A 16,973-nucleotide genomic window follows, 5' to 3' on the forward strand; every position below is an offset into this window, starting at 1 on the left:
ACCCTCCAGGCTGCACGCCGGCTGGGTGACTGCCTCGTCGTGCTGCTCAACTCCGACGCCTCCGTCCGCGGGCTCAAGGGCCCGGGTCGACCACTGGTCCCGGCCCGCGACCGGGCGCGCGTGCTCGCGTCGCTGGCCTGCGTGGACGCCGTCGTCGTCTTCGAGGAGGACCGGCCGGACGCCGCGTTGCAGGAGATCCGACCCGACCTGTGGGTCAAGGGCGGCGACTACGCCGGCGGACCGCTGCCCGAGCAGCAGGTCCTGGACCGGTGGGGCGGTCGGAGCATGGTGCTCCCCTACCTGAGCGGGCGCTCCACGACCGGTCTGGTCGCGGCCGCCAACCGGAACGCCTGAGCGGCATCCGGACGAACGTCCACGAGAGGAGAAGCGATGAGTGTAGGAACCGTTCTCGTCACCGGAGGCGCCTCGGGCCTCGGAGCGGCGGTCGCCGCAGCGGTCGACAAGGCCGGCGGGCGACCGTACGTCCTCGACCGGGTCGCCCCCGACTCGCCGTACGACCACACCGTGGTCGACCTGGCTGACACCGGCGCCGCGACCCGGGCCGTGGAAAAGGCGATCGAGCGCACAGGCGGTCTGCACGGGGTCGTCACGTGCGCCGGCACCGACGCCTGCGGCAAGCTCGAGGACGTGCCGCTCGCGGACTGGGAGCGCGTGATCGCCGTGAACCTGCTCGGCACGGCAGCCGTCGTCCGAGCCGCCCTGCCGTCGCTGCGGACCGAGCGGGGTCGCATCGTGACGGTCGCCTCGACGCTCGGGCTGCGCGCCCTTCCCGATGCGACGGCGTACTGCGCGTCGAAGTTCGGCGTCGTCGGCTTCAGCCGAGCACTCGCCGCCGAGCTCGCCGGAGACGTCGGTGTGACGATGCTCGTCCCGGGCGGGATGCAGACGGCATTCTTCGACGGGCGCACCGAGCAGTACAAGCCTCCAGCCGACGCGATGCTCAACGCACCCGAGGACGTCGCGCGGGCCGTGCTCTTCGCGCTGGAGACGCCTGCCGGGTGCGAGGTCCGGGAGCTCGTCGTGACACCGTCGGTCGAGCCCTCGTGGCCATGACGCCGCCGCCCGCAGCACCTCACCCCACGCGGGTGGTGGTGCTGCGGGCACTCGGGCTCGGCGACCTCCTGGCCGCCGTACCCGCCCTCCGGGCACTGCGCGGCGCTCTCCCCGACGCCTCCGTCACCCTCCTCGGTCCCCGCGACGTCGGTGGGCTCCTCCGCGACGCGGGACTCGTCGACGCGGTCGTTGCCCACCAGGGGCTCGATCCGCTTCCCGAGGCGGTCCACGGCGTGGACCTGGCCGTGAACCTCCACGGGAAGGGCCCGCAGAGCCACCGGCTCCTCCGCGCGACGCATCCGGGCCGCCTGGTCGGCTTCGCGGACGTGACCACCGGAACCGTGGGGCCGGTGTGGGACGACACGGAGCACGAGCGCGCGCGGTGGTGCCGCCTCGTCCGCGAGACGTTCGGGGTCAGCGCCGACCCCGACGACGCCCGCATCTCTCCAGAGCTGCCAGAGCCCTTGGCTCGCGCGGCGGTGGTCGTGCATCCCGGAGCCGCGGCCGGGTCCCGCCGGTGGCCCGCGGAACGCTGGGCGGAGGTCGCCGCGCGGATGGCCGCCCACGGCGACGTGGTGGTCACCGGTTCCCCCGCCGAGCGCACGCTCGCCCGGGAGGTGGCCGCCGGCGCCTCCCTGCCGCCGGAGTCCGTGCTCGCCGGCACCACCGACGTACGCGACCTGGCCGCCCTGGTCGCCTCGGCCCGGCTGGTGCTCTCCTCCGACACCGGCGTGGCTCACCTCGCCCCGGCCTTCGGCACGCCGTCCGTCACGCTGTTCGGGCCCACGTCGCCCACGACGTGGGGTCCGCCCCCCGGGCGTACGCACCGGGGCCTCTGGCGCGGAGACACCGTCGGCGCCTCCTACCAGGGGGATCCGCACGGTGCCCTGATCGACCCCGTGCTGGGCTCGATCGAGGCCGCCGAGGTCGTCGCGGCGGCGGAGGCCGCTCTCGCCCAGGGCATGCGCCCCCCGTCCGTGGGTACCCCGCAGGCATGAGGGAACCGATGACCCGGCAGCGCAACCTCGACGACTCACACGTGCTCGTCACCGGCGGAGCCGGCTTCCTCGGCTCCGCGCTGTGCGAGGCGATGCTGTCGCACGGCGCCCGGGTCACCTGCGTGGACGACGAGTCCACCGGGTCGGCGGCCAACGTCGCCGGTGCCGGCACGAACCCCCGCTTCCGTCTCCTGATCACCGACGTCGTCGAGGTCGACCTCCCTGCGATCCGTGCGGAGCAGGGTGCCGTGGACGTCGTCATGCACCTCGCGGCGACGGCGTCGCCCGTGCACTACCTGCGGATGCCGGTGCACACGCTGCGCACGGGCAGCGTCGGGACGCTGCGCGCGCTCGAGGCCGCAGCCGCCGACGGCGCGCGCTTCGTGCTGGCCTCGACGTCGGAGGTGTACGGCGACGCGCAGGTCAGCCCGCAGCACGAGGCCTACTGGGGCAACGTGAACCCGATCGGGCCACGCGCGGTGTACGACGAGGCCAAGCGCTTCTCGGAGGCTGCCGCGTTCGCGTTCCGGCGCTCGCTCGACCTCGACGTCGGCGTCGTCCGCATCTTCAACACCTACGGTCCTCGGATGGGGCTCGACGACGGCCGGGTGGTGTCGACGTTCCTGGCCCAGGCGCTGCGCGGCGAGCCGCTCACCATCCAGGGGGACGGCTCCCAGACGCGGTCGTTCTGCTACGTCGAGGACACCGTGCGTGCGCTCGTGGCGATGGCGACGGCGGACGAGCCCGGACCGGTCAACATCGGCAACCCGCACGAGATCACGGTGCTGGAGCTGGCACAGCGCGTCCTCGCCGTGACCGGCTCCCGGTCGCCGGTCGTGCACGTCGGCCTCCCGGAGGACGACCCGGCGCGGCGCTGTCCCGACATCACGCGCGCCGGCGAGACCTTGGGCTGGAAGCCCGAGGTCGACCTCGACGACGGTCTCGCCCGGACCGCCGCCTGGTTCCGCGAGCAGGTCAGCGCACCTGCGCCACCCACTTCAGCACCTCGTCGACCGCGGAGCGAAGATCTGGTCGTACGAACGCTGCTGCCGCGACCTCCTCGGGACGCGTGACGTCGTTCGGGACCATGATCCCGCGCGCGCCCGCGGCCCGGGCCGCCTCGACGTCGGCACCGATGTCCCCGATCACGACGCACCGCTCGACGGGCACGCCCAGCGCTGCGCACGCCTCCAGCACCATCCGCGGCGCGGGTTTGCGGCACGCGCACCCGTCCTCCGGGGCGTGCGGGCAGATCTTCTCGACGTCGAACGGCCCGAGCAGCTGCTCGACCCGGCGGTTCACGGCGTCGACCTGCTCACGCTCGAGGAACCCCCGCCCGACGCCTGACTGGTTGGTGATGATCCCGACGTACGCGCCGGCGCCGCGCAGCCTCTGCAGGGCCTCGGCGGCCCCCTCGACCGGCTCGACCTTCTCGGGGTCCCCGTTGTAGGGGACGTCGTGCACCAGCGTCCCGTCGCGGTCGAAGAGGACCAGCCATCGACGCTCCGGCCAGGCCTCCACCCGACGGTGCAGGACCGCTCCGCGCAGGGCGTGCCAGCTCGCGGTCGGCGGGATGACGGCGCTGGTCCACAGCATGCGGACCGTCTCGGCGCGTGAACGCGACCCGGGGAGCCAGCGCGCCAGGAAGAGCTCGGACGTGCCCGCCGCCCATCCCGCGAGGGCGGCCACCGCTGTGCGTCGGCGCCCCGCTGCCAGGGCCAGCGCGCCGCCCGCGCCGAGCACCGTGATCGCGACGTGCCGGACGAGCCGCCCCGGTGGAGCCTCGGCGAGGGTGCGCCAACGTGGTCCGTGCAGCGCACGCATCAACCGGTCGTCGGCATTGCCCCGCTGCGCACGCACGCTCACCCCTGCGCGCTCGGCGCGCACCGGGTGCACCACGGTGCGCGCACCACGCACGAGCTGCGCACCGTTCGCCCTCATCCGCAGCGCCAGGTCGGCGTCCTCTCGGTAGGCCCGCGGGAAGCGCTCGTCGAATCCTCCGACGGCGACGAAGGCTGTGCGTCGGTAGGTCATGTCGGCGGTGATCCACCGCGCCGTCGCGAGGCCGGCCGTCGCGCGCGCGAAGTCGTCCGGCCGTCGGTCGGTCGGCAGCGGGACCTCGACCCGTCCTTGAGTTCCCGCCACGTCCGGGGCGAGGCCGTCGAGGTCCTCGACGAGGCGCGCGGTCCACGCCGCCTCCGGCTCGACGTCGTCGTCGAGGAAGGAGATCCACGTCGTCCGGGCCTCCGCTGCGCCGAGGTTGCGCGCCGCCGCGGGCCCACGACCGTACGAGCGGACGACGCTCAACCACGACCGGCTCCCGTCCGGCGGGAGCGCCGCTACAACCTCCTGCAACGGACGGTCGTCGTCAGCCGGCCGATCATCCACCACCACGACGGCCGCCACACCCGGGCGCGGGGGCGCCAGGAACGTCGCGAGCACGCGCGCGAGCGACGGACGTCCGACGGTGGGGACGACGACCGTCGTGTCCACGACCGGTTGCCGCACGGCGCTCACCGATCCCTCTGTGCGGCGGTGTCCGGTGTCGGACGCGTGAGGACGTACGGGCCCATCACCAGCATCGAGACCGGGGCCGACCCGAACAGCTCCAGCGCGTCGCGCGGCGAGTCGACCATCGGCCGCCCGGCGGTGTTCAGGCTGGTGTTGACGAGCACGGGCACGCCGGTCCGTTCCTCGAAGGCCTCGAGCAGCGCGGCGAGGCGCGGCGTCCGCGTCCGGTCGACCGTCTGGACGCGTGCCGTGCCGTCGACGTGGACGACCGCCGGGATCCGCTCGCGCCACGGCGGCCGGACGTCGTGGACGAAGAGCATGTGCGGGGACGGCAGCGGGCCCCGGGTGAAGATGTCGGGCGCCCGGTCCTCCAGGACCATCGGCGCCACGGGGCGGAAGCTCTCCCTGCCCTTGACCGCGTTGAGACGGTCGAGGTTCTGCGGGTCGCGCGGGTCAGCGAGCAGCGAACGATGTCCGAGCGCCCGCGGGCCGAACTCGCTCGCCCCCTGGAACCATGCGACGATGCCGCCCTCGGCAAGCGTGTCGGCGACCATGCCCGCCAGGTCGTCGGGCCGCTCCGCCGGCCAGTGGGCAGCCCGCAGGGCCTGCTCGATCTCGTCGTCGTCGAACCGCCGCCCCAGATCGGCCCCGGGCACAGGTCGCGTCGGTCCGTGCTCGGCCGCGACGGTCAGCGCCGCCCCGAGAGCCGTGCCCGCGTCGCCCGCTGCCGGCTGCGGCAGCACGTGCTCGTACGGCGTCTCGGCGAAGATCCTGGTGTTGGCGACACAGTTGAGGGCGACACCGCCGGCGAGCGCCAGGCGGTCGCCGCCGGTCTGTCCGTGCAGCCACCGCGCGAGGTCGATCACCGTGTCCTCCAGCACGCGCTGGGCGCTCGCGGCGAGGTCGGCGTGGTCGCGGGTCCACGGCTCGTCGGCGGCACGCTGCTTCGCGATCGCCGACCAGTCGACACGCTCGGTGACGAACCCGCCCTCGCCGTCGGCGTGGACGCGCTCGCGCAGGGCGTCGGCGTGCCGCGGCGTGCCGTACGAGGCGAGGGCCATGACCTTGTACTCGTCGCTGCTGCGGAGGAAGCCGAGGTGCTCGGTGAGGTCCTCGTAGAGCAGGCCCAGCGAGTGCGGGAGCCGCTGCCCCGCGAGCGGGTGGAGGACCCCTCCCTCATACCGTCCGGCGAGGTGGCTGGTGGCCTCACCACGCCCGTCGAGGACGAGCACGTCGGCGTGCCCGTCGGTCAGCGCCAGACCGGCCGATGCGGCGTGCGCGACGTGGTGCGGCACGAAGCGCACGTCGTCGGGGTCGAGCCCCGGGAGCGCGGCCGCCAGGAAGGCGGGGGCGCGGTCGGCGTACGTCTGGCGCAGGTCGTCCCACGGGTCGTGCAGACCGAGCGCGTCGATCGGCTCTGCCAGTGCCGGGTCGTAGGCGTAGGCGACGGCGTCCAGGTCGGACGGCTTCAGGCCCGCCTGGGCAAGGCACCAGCGCATCGCCTGCTCCGGCAGCTCCCACGCGGCGAACGGGACCGGGCGCTTGCCGTGCTTGCGGCGGCTGAACCTCTCCTCCTCCGCGGCGGCGACGACGGACCCGTCGACGACGAGGGCTGCCGAGGGGTCGTGGAAGAGGGCGTTCACTCCGAGGACCTTCATGGCGGTCGGGTTCCCCGAACCACGGCCGGGAAACGCTTCTCCACGCATAACCACCCGGGTGCCGGGAACCGCCTGGCCGTGAAGACATCGGTGATCGGGACGGGATACCTGGGCGCGACCCACGCCGCCTGCCTCGCGGCGGCGGGTCACGAGGTGGTGGCGTACGACGTCGATCGGGAGCGCCTCGCCGCACTGGCCGAGGGGCGCGTCCCGTTCCATGAGCCGGGCCTCGCCGACCTGCTCCGCTCCGGGGTCGCGAGCGGACGCCTCGTCTTCACCCACGACGTCGCCGACGTCGCGGACGCGGAGGTCCACTTCCTCTGCGTCGGCACACCCCAGGAGCGCGGGGGACGGGCCGCCGACCTGAGCGCCCTGCGTACGTCGGCGGTCGAGGTCGCCCGCCACGCGAGCCGCGAGTGCCTGGTGGTCGGACGCTCCACCGTCCCCGTCGGCACCGCCGACGACCTGGCCGAGCTGATGGCCGGCGAGGCTGACGTGCCGGTCTCCGTCGCGTGGAACCCCGAGTTCCTGCGCGAGGGGCACGCGGTCGACGACTCGCTCCACCCCGACCGGCTCGTCCTCGGCGTGCACGACGACGCGGCGTACGCGGTCCTCACCGAGGTCTACGCGCGATGGGGGCGTCAAGGGACGCCGATCATCCGCACCGACCTGCGGACCGCCGAGCTCGCCAAGGTCTCGGCCAACGTCATGCTGGCGGCACGCATCTCCGTGGTGAACGTCCTCGCCGAGGTGTGCGAGCGTGCCGGCGCCGACGTCGACGACCTCGTCCGTGTGCTGGCGGCCGACCCCAGGATCGGCCCGGACGTCCTCCAGCCCGGTCTCGGCTACGGCGGGAGCTGCCTGCCCAAGGACACGCGCGCGTTCGTCGCGCGAGCGCACGAGCTCGACGTGGAGTCCGCCGCGCTCCTGCACCACGTCGACCTCGTCAACATGAGGCAGCGGGCCCGTACCGTCGACCTGGTGCGTGGCGTGTGGGGAGAGCGACGACGAGTCGCAGTCCTCGGGATCGCGTTCAAGCCCGGTTCCGACGACGTCCGGGACTCACCCGCCCTCGACGTCGCGACGACCCTCCACCGCCTCGGTGCCGAGGTCCGCGTGCACGACCCGCGTGCCGCCGCGCAGGCCGCACGCGTGGCCGACCACCTCACGTACGCGTCCTCCGTCGAGGAGGCCTGCGCCGACGCCGACGTCGTCACCGTGCTCACCGCCTGGGACGACTACACCGCGCTCGACCCGGTGGCGCTCCGCGAGGAGGTCACCGCTCCGGTGGTGGTCGACGGCCGGACCTGCCTCGACGCGGACAAGTGGCGAGCTGCGGGATGGGACTTCCACGGACTGGGGAGGCCGGCATGCGCGTCCTGATCTGGCACGTCCACGGCTCGTGGGCGACGTCGTTCTTCCAGGGGCCCCACGAGTACCTCGTCCCCGTCAACGCCGAGCGCGATGCCGACGGACGCGGGCGCGCACGCACGTGGGACTGGCCGGGCTCCGTCCGGGAGGTGACCGCCGACGAGCTCGCCACGACGCCGTTCGACCTCGTGGTCCTGCAACGACCGCACGAGGAGCAGCTGCTGCGGAGCTGGACCGGCCTGCGTGCCGGCGAGGACGTCCCGGCGGTCTACGTCGAGCACAACACTCCCCCTGGCGACGCCGTCCGGAGCGTCCACCCGCTCGCCGACCGTCCCGACGTGCCGATCGTCCATGTCACGCCCTTCAACCGTGCGTACTGGGACTGCGGCACGACACCGACGCACGTCGTCGAGCACGGCGTCGTCGATCCCGGGCACCGCTACAGCGGGGAGTGGCCTCGCGCGGCGGTCGTCATGAACGAACCGGTGCGCCGCACGCGGGTGCTCGGGACCGACCTCCTCCCCACCATCGCCGAGTCGGTTCCTCTCGACGTGTTCGGGATGGGCGTCACGCCGCTCGCAGAGGCCGACTGGGCCCGCCGGGTCTGGACGTACGAGGACCTCCCGCAGGACATCATGCACGACGAGGTGGCCCGCCGGCGCGTGTACGTCCACACCGCGCGATGGACCTCTCTCGGCCTGTCGCTGATCGAGGCGATGTTCCTCGGGCTGCCGGTTGTCGCCTTCGCGGGCACGGAGGCACCCCGCGCGGTCGGCGACGGCGGCGTCACCTCCGCCGACCCGCGGGCGATGCGCGACGCGGCCGCCCGGTTCGTCGCCGAGCCGATGCTCGCCGAGGAGACCGGGGCGGCCGCGCGGGAACGTGCGCGCGCGAGGTTCGGCCTCGAACGGTTTCTCGCCGACTGGGAGGCCGTCCTGGACGACGTCGCGGACGGGGTCAGGAGCCCGGCCACGCTCCGGTGACCCGCTGGAACCCGCGGGCACCGGCCCGGTCGATGCTGGCCTTCACGACCGCGTAGATCATGCCCTGGATCGCCGACGCGAGCAGGAGCTCCCGCCAGCCGTAGGAGGATTCCGCGAGCGGGTCGGGCGTCTCGTCCTCGTCGGAGATCCGCTTCCAGACCTGCTTGAAGATCATCCCGGCGATCATGCCTCCGGCCATGCCGGAGATCAGTCCGATGGGGCGGTACGCCAGCTTCGCAGCGTTGGGCATCACGTGCTCCTCTCGTCGGACTCGCCTGGGGCGAGACCGGGCTCGTTCGGTTCTTCCGGCTGCGGCTCGTTGGGCCGCGGGGAACCGGGGTTCGTGCGCGGGTCGGTCCGGGGGTCGGTGACGGGGTCGTCGCCTTCGGGCTCGGTCTTCGGTCGTGCGCCCCCATCGTCACCGGTCTGAGCGGTCGCCACCACCCTCACCCCGCACCGCTGCTCGGGCAGTACCTGCTCCGACCGGCCGAGCAGCCCGAAGCCGGTCTCCTCCTGCACCTTCTCGATCGTGGCAGTCATGTGCAGCGGGTGCCCGGAAGCCCGGGAACCATGCGTGCGTCAGGATCCGGCCCGCGCGTCGGCGTTCGCCCGGTCGTTCGCCCGCTGGATCGCTGTGACGAGCTCGTCCTTGGTCATCTGGGAGCGACCGGACACGTCGAGGCGGCGCGCCAGGTCGTACAGGTGCTTCTTGCTGGCGTTGGCGTCGACACCCCCGGCGGTGGGACGGTTCGTGCCGCGCCCGCCGCGTGCCTGGGCGTCCGACGGCCCTCGGTCGTCCTTCGGCTCCCAGTGGTCGCCGACCTTCTCGAAGCTGTGCTTCAGCGCTGCGTACCCGACCTGGTGCGCCCGTCGGCCCTCTCCGTACTCCTCCGCGGCGGAGTCGTGCGCCTTGGCGAACGTCCGCTGCGCCTTGGCGCTCGATCGGCGGATCGGGGCGGGGAGCTCCTCCTTGCGGGGCTGTCCGTCCTTGCGTGTCTTCGGCATGGTGCGCTCCTCCTCGTTCGTCGGTCAGGCTTCGTCGGTCAGCAGGTTGAGGACGGCGCGTTCCAGCGTCGGGCGGTCGCGCTCCTCGTCGATCCGCGGTCCGAGCATGCGCAGCGTCGGCGCGACGGTCACGCCGTCCTCGAAGAGCTCGATCACGCGAGGGTTCACGTACGACGACCTCGCGACCGTGGGCGTGTTGCCGAGCACGTCGGAGACCTCACGCATGGTGGAGGCGACCGCGCGTCGCCGTGCAGCCGCCGTGCGCGACGCCTCGTCCTTCGACGCGAGGGACACCGCGGCGAGGACGGTGGCGTGCCAGGTGCGGAAGTCCTTCGCCGTCATGTCGGCACACACCCGCTCCTGCAGGTACGCGTTGACGTCGGGGCTGGAGAGCTCGGTCCAACGCCGTCTCTCCTGGAAGGCCAGCAACGTCTCCCCGCCTCGGCGGCGACGCATCGGCCCGACCACCTCGTAGGTGAGCGGGTCGGTGACCTGGATGCGTTGCGAGACGCCGGACTTGCCCTCGTAGGCGAACTCCATCGTCGACCTGTCACGGCGGAGCGTGACGTGGTCCTTGCGCAGGGTGGCCAGTCCGTACCCGCCTCCGTTGGCGGCGTAGCGGTCGTTGCCCACCCGGAAGAGACCGCGGTCGAGGAGCCGGAAGGCCGCCCCCAGCGCCTTGTCGCGGGGCACGCCCGCCGCGTCGAGGTCGCGCAGCACCCGCTCACGGCCCTCGGGAAGGCGGTGCGCGACGTCGAGCACGCGCTCGTGCTTCTGCCGCTCCATGCGCTCGCGCCACAGCGGGTGGTACAGGTACTGGACCCGCCCGGCAGCATCGATGCCTGTGGCCTGCAGGTGCCCCGAGGGCCACCGGCAGATCCAGACGTCCTCCCACGCGGGCGGGATCGCGAGCGACTCGCAACGGGCCCGGTCCTCCCCGCCAAGGGGATGCCCCTGCTCATCGAGGTACCGAAACCCCTGACCCACCCGTCGGCGGCTCCATCCACGCTCGCTGCGCGAGACCGTACGGAACCTCATGCGATGGACGGCTACGCCGCCAGCGTGCCGTCGCCGAGCTGCTCGCGGAGCTGGGCGATGATGCGACTGAGGATCCGGGAGACCTGCATCTGAGTGACGCCGAGCCGCCCCGCGATCTGCTCCTGGGTCCACTGGTGGAAGTAGCGCAACGCCAGCGTCTCGCGATCACGGTCGCTCAGCCTGCGCACCAACGGCGCGAGCGAGGCCTTCTCCTCCGCCCGCGCGAACGCGTCGTCGGTCTCGCCGAGGACGTCGGCGAGCGACCCCACGCCGTTGATGCCGGGCGAGTCCAGCGAGGAGGGGTGGTAGCAGCCGTCGGCAGCCATCGCCTCGTTGACCTCCTCGACCGGCAGCGCGAGGTGCTGTGCCACAGCCTCTGGGGTCGGGGTCTCGCCGAGCGTCTGGACCAGCTCTTCGACGCAGGCCACGACTTGGGCGCGGGTCTCCTGGACGCGCCGTACCGGACGCACCATCCAGCAGCTGTCTCGGAACCAGCGGCGCACTTCGCCGCGGATCGTCGGGACGGCGTAGGTGAGGAAGTCGTGTCCACGCGCGGGGTCGAACCCGCGGGCGGCCTTGGCCAGGCCGACGTAGGCGACCTGCTCGAGATCGTCGAGGTCGACACCGCGGTTGCGGTACTGGGAGGCGACCGCACGGGCCACGCCCATGTTGACCTCGACCAGACGCGCCTGGAGCAGGTCGCGGTGGGCCTCGTTGCAGTCGGCAAGGGCTTCGCACAGCTCGGTGGTCACGGTCCGGCGCTCGTCGCGGCTCAGATCGCGAGGAAGAGCGTGCGGGCGGTCGAGGGTCGTTGCGCTAACAGACATGCCACGCTCCGTTCACAAGTGCGAGAACGTGGCGCGCTGTTTGACCACTGAATAGGGCTGCCTGTCCTTTCTAACAGTCTTCTCGACTGCTGTCGACCTGAGCAGGCTGCGTAGATCCCCTGATGTCAGGGACGCCAGGGTCCGGCGGTCGCCCGCGCCTGACCGGCTGCGTCCCGCATGCTCCCCGCCCATACGGCGCCGTGCCCGGGGAAGAGCGTGCCGGCATCGACGCTCGCGATCGCGTCGAGCGAGTCGACCGTCGCGTCGCGGTCGTGGGAGAACGGGCGGACGATCAGCTGTGGCCCCCGGAGCCGCGAGACGGGGTGACCTGTGATCAGCGCGTCACCACTCACCAGGACGCCCGAGCCGGGGATCAGGTACGAGGTGTGGCCGTCGGTGTGTCCGGGTGTCGGTACGGCCACCGGCGAGCCGGGCAGGTCGAGCCGGGATGCGTCGTAGGCGCCCACCTGGTCGATGCCGCCGCGGTCGGTGCCGCCGAGCCGGGTGATGTCGAGCAGCCACCCGAGGGCGCCCCGACGCCACAGCACCAGCGGGAGCCGCGCCGGTGACAGCTGCTGGAGGTAGTCGCGGCGCGCGTGCGGGACCTCGACGGGCCCGGTCCACGTGTCGATCGAGTGCCGGGAGGCGATACGCGCCGCGCCACCGAGGTGGTCGACGTGCGCGTGGGTGAGCAGGATCCCGCGGATGTCGCGCACCTGGTGCCCGATATCGCGGATGGAGCGCTCCACGTCGACGGTGTTCCCGGGATAGCCGCCGTCGATGAGCGTGAGGTCGTGCCCGTCCTCGACGAGCACCCAGTTCACGTCGCGCGTCGAGACGAGGTACGCGTCGCCGACGCGGGTGATCGTGTAGGGCGTCGTCATCGGCACTCTCCTCGCTCGTCGGTCACCGCCGTTCCCGGACCTGCCCGAGGCCCGGGGGGCGCAGGGCCCGCGCGCGGATCATCTCGAACCGAGACATGCCCCAGGCGACAGCATCACGCAACCACGACGCCGCCGCCGGGTCGCGCACCCCGATCCGCATCGAGCGCGCCGCACGCGTGGCCGACCAGAAGCACAGAGGGATCGGGCCGAAGGCGACGGCCAGGACGACGAGGATCAGTCCGAGCACGGCGCCGGGATCAAGGTCACCCACGAGCGCCACGGGGGCGAACCACAACGCCGCCGCGAACAGCCCGGAGGACACGAGCGCGATCTCCGGTCGCGTCCACCGGTCCTGCACCCGCACGACCAGTGCGGTGACGGCGACGACGGCCGCCGCTCCGGCGAGCAGGGAGACGGGCTGGAACGCCACCGGGACCAGCAGGAGCAAAAAGGCCGGTCCCGCGACGTAGAGCGAGGCGATGAGCACGCCGAGCGCCCATGGCGGCCCGATGACTGCGGTGGCGAAGGTGAGCGCCTCCAGCGGGGTCACAGGGTCGTTCTTTCGTGCAACCCTCACGTCGCCTCCGTCACCCCTACCTCGACCTCTCGTCGAGCCCCCGAACGGTGCGGCACGACGGCCGACCCGCGGCGAACCTAGTGCGTCACGGCATCAAGCGTCAACCTGCACTCGAGGGTGCTGGACAGCCCGGTCACGCGGGCTGTGGAGCGGGCCGGTCGCTCAGCCGCTGACTGACCTCTCCGGCGCCTTCTCCGGGAAGTCACCGGCGGCCGAACGCAGCCGCCGCAGCAGGGCGAACGCGTCGTCCTGCTCGCGTGCGGTGAGACCGTCGACGGCGAAGTCGATCGCTGTCAAGGCGGCCGTCGCTTCGATGACGAGCTCGCGACCGGCCGGCGTGAGGGAGGCCAGCGTCCGCCTCCGGTCGCTGGGGTCGGTCTGACGCAGGACGAGCCCCTGGGCCTCGAGCCGATCGATCGCGTTCGTCACCGAGGTCGGGTGCACCATCAGCCGCTCGCCGATCTTGCTCAGCGGCAGCGTGCCCGCCTGACTGAACGTCAGCAGCACCAGCACCTCGTAGCGCGCGAACGTGATGGCGTACGGCTTGAGTGCCGCGTCCAGCTCGGCGAGCAGCAGCTGCTGCACCCGCATCACCGAGGTCGCGAGCCGCATGGCGGTGGCGTCACCGAAGTGGCTCTCCCAGAGCTCGCCGGCGCGCTCGACGGGGTCGAACGGCAGTCGGGGTCGCCCTGGCATGGACCTCACCCTATCGAGACTCGACATTACTAGGAAGTCCAACTATTTTACGTCCTATGGAAACTGCGGATGCCCTGCGGGTACGGATCGTCACCGCCTCGAGCCTCTTCGACGGCCACGACGCCTCGATCAACATCATGCGCCGCATCCTGCAGTCGCAGGGGTGCGAGGTGATCCACCTCGGTCACAACCGTTCGGTCGTCGAGGTCGTGGACGCCGCGATCGAGGAGGACGCGCACGGAGTCGCGGTCTCCTCCTACCAGGGCGGCCACGTGGAGTACTTCGAGTACCTCGTGCAGCTCCTCGCCGAGCGGGGCGCCGGGCACGTCAAGGTCTTCGGCGGCGGAGGCGGCGTCATCGTCCCCTCCGAGATCGCCCGCCTGCGTGAGAGCGGCGTCCTGATCTTCTCTCCCGAGGACGGGCAGCGCCTCGGCCTCCCCGGGATGATCGCCGAGGTGGTCGAGGCCTGCCGCGCCGACCTGTGGGACCAGCACCGTCCCGACCCCGAGGCCGTGCTCGCGGTAGACCGGGTGTCGCTCGCGCGCGCTGTCACCGGTGCCGAGCAGGGCCGGCTCGACGGTCCGCTCGCCCGCGCCGTCCGCGTCGCGGCCGAGGCGTCGAGCACGCCTGTTCTGGGCATCACCGGCACCGGCGGCTCGGGCAAGTCCTCGCTCACCGACGAGCTGGTCCGACGCCTGCGCATCGACCAGCAGGCTAACGACCGCTAGGCCGTGCTCGCGGTCGACCCGACCCGTCGTCGGGGCGGAGGAGCGCTGCTCGGTGACCGGATTCGGATGAACGCCCTCGACGGCGTCCACACGTTCTTCCGCTCGCTCGCGACGCGCGGGGCCCACGAGCTCCCCGACACGCTGAACGACGTCATCGCGGTCGTGAAGGCAGCGGGATACGACCTCGTGGTGCTCGAGACTCCAGGCATCGGCCAGGGCGACGCCGCGGTCGTGCCGTTCGTCGACACCTCCCTGTACGTCATGACGCCGGAGTTCGGCGCCGCGTCGCAGCTGGAGAAGATCGACATGCTCGACCTCGCCGACGTCGTGGCGATCAACAAGTACGAGCGCCGCGGCGCGGCCGACGCCCTGCGCGACGTCGGGCGGCAGATGGTGCGCAACCGCGAGGCGTTCGGCAGCCGACCCGAGGACATGCCTGTGTTCGGGACGTCCGCGGCGACCTTCAACGACGACGGCGTGACCGCGCTGTTCCAAGAGCTCGTGCGCCTCCTGGGCGAGCAAGGGCTCTCGCTCGAGGAGGGCGCGCTCCCCCGCGTCGACGTGCGCCACTCGACCAGGTTCGCCGCGATCGTCCCCCCGAACCGCTCTCGCTACCTGTCCGAGATCGCCGAGACCGTCCGCGACTACCACGCCGCCACCGAGCGCATCGCCGACACGGCCCGCCGCGCGCAGGCGCTCGAGTCGGCGGCACAGGACCTGGCAGCGGCGGGGCTCGGCTCGGACGACGCCCGCTCGCTCGCGGAGACGACCGCGGCGACACTGCCCGACGAGGTGCGAGCCCGGATACGTGACTGGCCGACGGTGGTGGCGTCGTACCAGGGCGACGAGCAGGTCGTCACCGTGCGCGGCCGCGAGCTCCGCACGCGACTGGCCCGTGAGTCCTTGTCCGGCACGCGGGTGCCGAGGGTGGCACTGCCCCGCACGACCGACCACGGCGACCTCGTGCGCTACTGGCGCAGCGAGAACCTGCCCGGCCACTTCCCCTACACTGCGGGCGTCTTCTCGTTCAAGCGCGACGGCGAGGACCCGGCACGCATGTTCGCCGGCGAGGGCGATCCGTTCCGTACCAACCGCCGGTTCAAGCTCCTGTCGTCCGACGGCGAGGCGACCCGGCTCTCGACCGCGTTCGACTCGGTCACGCTGTACGGACGCGATCCCGGCGAACGGCCCGACGTCTACGGCAAGGTCGGGACCTCGGGGGTGTCGGTCGCGACGCTGGACGACATGAAGGTGCTTTACGACGGGTTCGACCTCGTCTCCCCCTCCACGTCGGTGTCGATGACGATCAACGGCCCGGCCCCGACGGTGCTCGCGTTCTTCCTCAACACCGTCATCGACCAGCAGCGCGACCGCTTCCGCGACGAGAACGGACGCGAACCGTCGCCGGAGGAGGACGCCGACCTCGTCGCGTACGCCGTCGGCAACGTCCGCGGCACGGTCCAGGCGGACATCCTCAAGGAGGACCAGGGCCAGAACACCTGCCTGTTCTCGACGGAGTTCAGCCTGCGGATGATGGCCGACATCCAGGAGTGGTTCATCCAGCACCAGGTCCGCAACTTCTACTCCGTGTCGATCTCCGGCTACCACATCGCCGAGGCCGGGGCGAACCCGCTGAGCCAGCTGGCGTTCACGCTCGCGAACGGCTTCACCTACGTCGAGGCCTACCTCGCCCGCGGGATGGACATCGACGACTTCGCACCCAACCTGTCGTTCTTCTTCTCCAACGGGATGGACCCGGAGTACTCCGTGATCGGCCGCGTGGCGCGCCGCATCTGGGCGGTCGCCATGCGCGAGCGGTACGGCGCCAACGAGCGTTCGCAGAAGCTGAAGTACCACGTGCAGACCTCGGGACGGTCCCTGCACGCGCAGGAGATGAGCTTCAACGACATCCGGACGACGCTCCAGGCGTTGATCGCGATCTACGACAACGCCAACAGCCTCCACACCAACGCCTACGACGAGGCGGTGACGACACCGACCGAGGAGTCCGTGCGCCGCGCGCTGGCGATCCAGATGATCATCAACAAGGAGTGGGGTCTCGCGATGAACGAGAACCCGCAGCAGGGGTCGTACGTGATCGAGGAGCTGACCGACCTCGTCGAGCAGGCCGTGCTCGAGGAGTTCGACCGGATCACCGAGCGCGGCGGCGTGCTCGGTGCGATGGAGACCGGATACCAGCGTGGCCGCATCCAGGACGAGTCCATGCTGTACGAGCACCGCAAGCACGACGGCTCCCTGCCGATCGTCGGTGTGAACACCTTCCGCAACCCGCGGGCCGGGGAGGAGCACGGACCGATCGAGCTCGCCCGCGCGACCGAGGACGAGAAGCGGTCGCAGCTCGCCCGCGTCCACGCGTTCCAGGAGACACACCGCGACGAGGCACAGGCAGCGTTGGCGCGGCTGAAGGACGCCGCGGCGTCGGACGAGAACGCGTTCGACGTGCTGATGGACGCGGCACGGGTGTGTTCGCTCCAGCAGGTCACGGAGGCGTTCTTCGAGGTCGGAGGCCAATACCGGCGCAACGTCTGAGCCTGCGCTCGCAACCGGTGAACGGGGGCAGAACTGGGTACTGTGCCGGACACGTACGGCCGCATCCCCGAGC

Annotated in this window: 15 protein-coding genes and 2 pseudogenes; 7 read left to right on the forward strand and 10 right to left on the reverse strand. The window is 72.1% G+C overall.

Annotated features, from left to right (window positions below; genetic code table 11):
• From PV363_RS02215 to PV363_RS02230, 4 genes and pseudogenes are all read left to right on the forward strand, one after another.
• Window positions 1–354, forward strand: a pseudogene (locus PV363_RS02215) (D-beta-D-heptose 1-phosphate adenosyltransferase); the annotation flags it as partial.
• A 36-nt stretch (window positions 355–390) separates the two neighbouring features.
• Window positions 391–1,074: an SDR family oxidoreductase gene (locus tag PV363_RS02220; protein ID WP_301021589.1), complete on the forward strand. Its 684-nt coding sequence runs from the start codon at window positions 391–393 to the stop codon at window positions 1,072–1,074.
• A complete protein-coding gene (locus PV363_RS02225; RefSeq protein WP_301021590.1) occupies window positions 1,071–2,072 on the forward strand; it encodes a glycosyltransferase family 9 protein in 1,002 nt (333 codons plus the stop codon). Before PV363_RS02220 ends, PV363_RS02225 begins: the two co-directional genes overlap by 4 nt.
• Complete coding sequence (locus PV363_RS02230) at window positions 2,069–3,145, forward strand: NAD-dependent epimerase/dehydratase family protein (protein WP_301021591.1); 1,077 nt, start codon at window positions 2,069–2,071, stop codon at window positions 3,143–3,145. Before PV363_RS02225 ends, PV363_RS02230 begins: the two co-directional genes overlap by 4 nt.
• On the opposite strand, the gene PV363_RS02235 is transcribed toward PV363_RS02230, so the two are convergent.
• Together PV363_RS02235 and PV363_RS02240 are read right to left on the reverse strand one after the other, a co-directional pair.
• A complete protein-coding gene (locus tag PV363_RS02235) occupies window positions 3,048–4,589 on the reverse strand; it encodes an HAD-IIIA family hydrolase (RefSeq protein WP_301021592.1) in 1,542 nt (513 codons plus the stop codon). The two genes, PV363_RS02230 and PV363_RS02235, sit on opposite strands and share 98 nt — an antisense overlap.
• Complete coding sequence (locus tag PV363_RS02240; protein ID WP_220343460.1) at window positions 4,586–6,241, reverse strand: carbamoyltransferase C-terminal domain-containing protein; 1,656 nt, start codon at window positions 6,239–6,241, stop codon at window positions 4,586–4,588. Before PV363_RS02240 ends, PV363_RS02235 begins: the two co-directional genes overlap by 4 nt.
• Window positions 6,242–6,319: 78 nt before the next feature.
• Between PV363_RS02240 and PV363_RS02245 the strand changes: the two genes are divergently transcribed.
• Both PV363_RS02245 and PV363_RS02250 read left to right on the forward strand, forming a co-directional pair.
• On the forward strand, window positions 6,320–7,624 hold the full coding sequence (locus tag PV363_RS02245; protein WP_301021593.1) for a UDP-glucose/GDP-mannose dehydrogenase family protein: 1,305 nt from the start codon (window positions 6,320–6,322) through the stop codon (window positions 7,622–7,624).
• Window positions 7,612–8,595, forward strand: a complete 984-nt coding sequence (locus tag PV363_RS02250) for a glycosyltransferase (protein WP_301021594.1) — start codon at window positions 7,612–7,614, stop codon at window positions 8,593–8,595. The genes PV363_RS02245 and PV363_RS02250 overlap by 13 nt, the downstream gene beginning before the upstream one ends.
• Here PV363_RS02250 and PV363_RS02255 read toward each other — a convergent pair.
• From PV363_RS02255 to PV363_RS02290, 8 genes are all read right to left on the reverse strand, one after another.
• Complete coding sequence (locus tag PV363_RS02255) at window positions 8,570–8,845, reverse strand: DUF4235 domain-containing protein (protein WP_220343457.1); 276 nt, start codon at window positions 8,843–8,845, stop codon at window positions 8,570–8,572. The two genes, PV363_RS02250 and PV363_RS02255, sit on opposite strands and share 26 nt — an antisense overlap.
• Window positions 8,845–9,135 carry a hypothetical protein gene (locus tag PV363_RS02260; RefSeq protein WP_220343456.1) on the reverse strand — a complete coding sequence of 97 codons (291 nt, stop codon included), beginning with the start codon at window positions 9,133–9,135 and terminating at the stop codon, window positions 8,845–8,847. The genes PV363_RS02255 and PV363_RS02260 overlap by 1 nt, the downstream gene beginning before the upstream one ends.
• 39 nt (window positions 9,136–9,174) lie before the next feature.
• Entirely contained in the window at window positions 9,175–9,600 is a 426-nt protein-coding gene (locus PV363_RS02265; protein WP_220343455.1) for a ChaB family protein, read from the reverse strand.
• A 24-nt stretch (window positions 9,601–9,624) separates the two neighbouring features.
• On the reverse strand, window positions 9,625–10,638 hold the full coding sequence (locus PV363_RS02270; RefSeq protein WP_220366234.1) for a DNA topoisomerase IB: 1,014 nt from the start codon (window positions 10,636–10,638) through the stop codon (window positions 9,625–9,627).
• A gap of 11 nt (window positions 10,639–10,649) precedes the next feature.
• A complete protein-coding gene (locus PV363_RS02275) occupies window positions 10,650–11,465 on the reverse strand; it encodes a sigma-70 family RNA polymerase sigma factor (protein WP_301021595.1) in 816 nt (271 codons plus the stop codon).
• Between the two features lie 125 nt (window positions 11,466–11,590).
• The gene (locus PV363_RS02280) at window positions 11,591–12,349 is read right to left on the reverse strand and encodes an MBL fold metallo-hydrolase (protein WP_301021596.1); all 759 of its coding nucleotides are present in this window, start codon (window positions 12,347–12,349) and stop codon (window positions 11,591–11,593) included.
• A gap of 22 nt (window positions 12,350–12,371) precedes the next feature.
• The gene (locus tag PV363_RS02285) at window positions 12,372–12,926 is read right to left on the reverse strand and encodes a hypothetical protein (RefSeq protein ID WP_220343451.1); all 555 of its coding nucleotides are present in this window, start codon (window positions 12,924–12,926) and stop codon (window positions 12,372–12,374) included.
• A gap of 162 nt (window positions 12,927–13,088) precedes the next feature.
• Window positions 13,089–13,622 (reverse strand): MarR family transcriptional regulator, encoded by a 534-nt coding sequence (locus tag PV363_RS02290; RefSeq protein WP_220343450.1) that lies wholly within the window; start codon window positions 13,620–13,622, stop codon window positions 13,089–13,091.
• Between the two features lie 56 nt (window positions 13,623–13,678).
• Here PV363_RS02290 and icmF point away from each other — a divergent pair.
• Window positions 13,679–16,900: pseudogene (icmF, locus tag PV363_RS02295) on the forward strand (fused isobutyryl-CoA mutase/GTPase IcmF).
• Window positions 16,901–16,973 lie beyond the last annotated feature (73 nt).

The sequence above is a fragment of the Mumia sp. genome (assembly GCF_028803055.1).
In the GTDB taxonomy this organism is placed as follows: domain Bacteria; phylum Actinomycetota; class Actinomycetes; order Propionibacteriales; family Nocardioidaceae; genus Mumia.

Excerpts from the sequence above, each read along its gene's own strand:
- PV363_RS02220 (WP_301021589.1), top strand. The coding sequence starts at position 391 with ATGAGTGTAGGAACCGTTCTCGTCACCGGAGGCGCCTCGGGCCTCGGA.
- PV363_RS02225 (WP_301021590.1), top strand. The coding sequence starts at position 1,071 with ATGACGCCGCCGCCCGCAGCACCTCACCCCACGCGGGTGGTGGTGCTG.
- PV363_RS02230 (WP_301021591.1), top strand. The coding sequence starts at position 2,069 with ATGAGGGAACCGATGACCCGGCAGCGCAACCTCGACGACTCACACGTG.
- PV363_RS02240 (WP_220343460.1), bottom strand. The coding sequence starts at position 6,241 with ATGAAGGTCCTCGGAGTGAACGCCCTCTTCCACGACCCCTCGGCAGCC.
- PV363_RS02250 (WP_301021594.1), top strand. The coding sequence starts at position 7,612 with ATGCGCGTCCTGATCTGGCACGTCCACGGCTCGTGGGCGACGTCGTTC.
- PV363_RS02255 (WP_220343457.1), bottom strand. The coding sequence starts at position 8,845 with ATGCCCAACGCTGCGAAGCTGGCGTACCGCCCCATCGGACTGATCTCC.
- PV363_RS02260 (WP_220343456.1), bottom strand. The coding sequence starts at position 9,135 with ATGACTGCCACGATCGAGAAGGTGCAGGAGGAGACCGGCTTCGGGCTG.
- PV363_RS02265 (WP_220343455.1), bottom strand. The coding sequence starts at position 9,600 with ATGCCGAAGACACGCAAGGACGGACAGCCCCGCAAGGAGGAGCTCCCC.
- PV363_RS02270 (WP_220366234.1), bottom strand. The coding sequence starts at position 10,638 with ATGAGGTTCCGTACGGTCTCGCGCAGCGAGCGTGGATGGAGCCGCCGA.
- PV363_RS02275 (WP_301021595.1), bottom strand. The coding sequence starts at position 11,465 with ATGTCTGTTAGCGCAACGACCCTCGACCGCCCGCACGCTCTTCCTCGC.
- PV363_RS02280 (WP_301021596.1), bottom strand. The coding sequence starts at position 12,349 with ATGACGACGCCCTACACGATCACCCGCGTCGGCGACGCGTACCTCGTC.
- PV363_RS02290 (WP_220343450.1), bottom strand. The coding sequence starts at position 13,622 with ATGCCAGGGCGACCCCGACTGCCGTTCGACCCCGTCGAGCGCGCCGGC.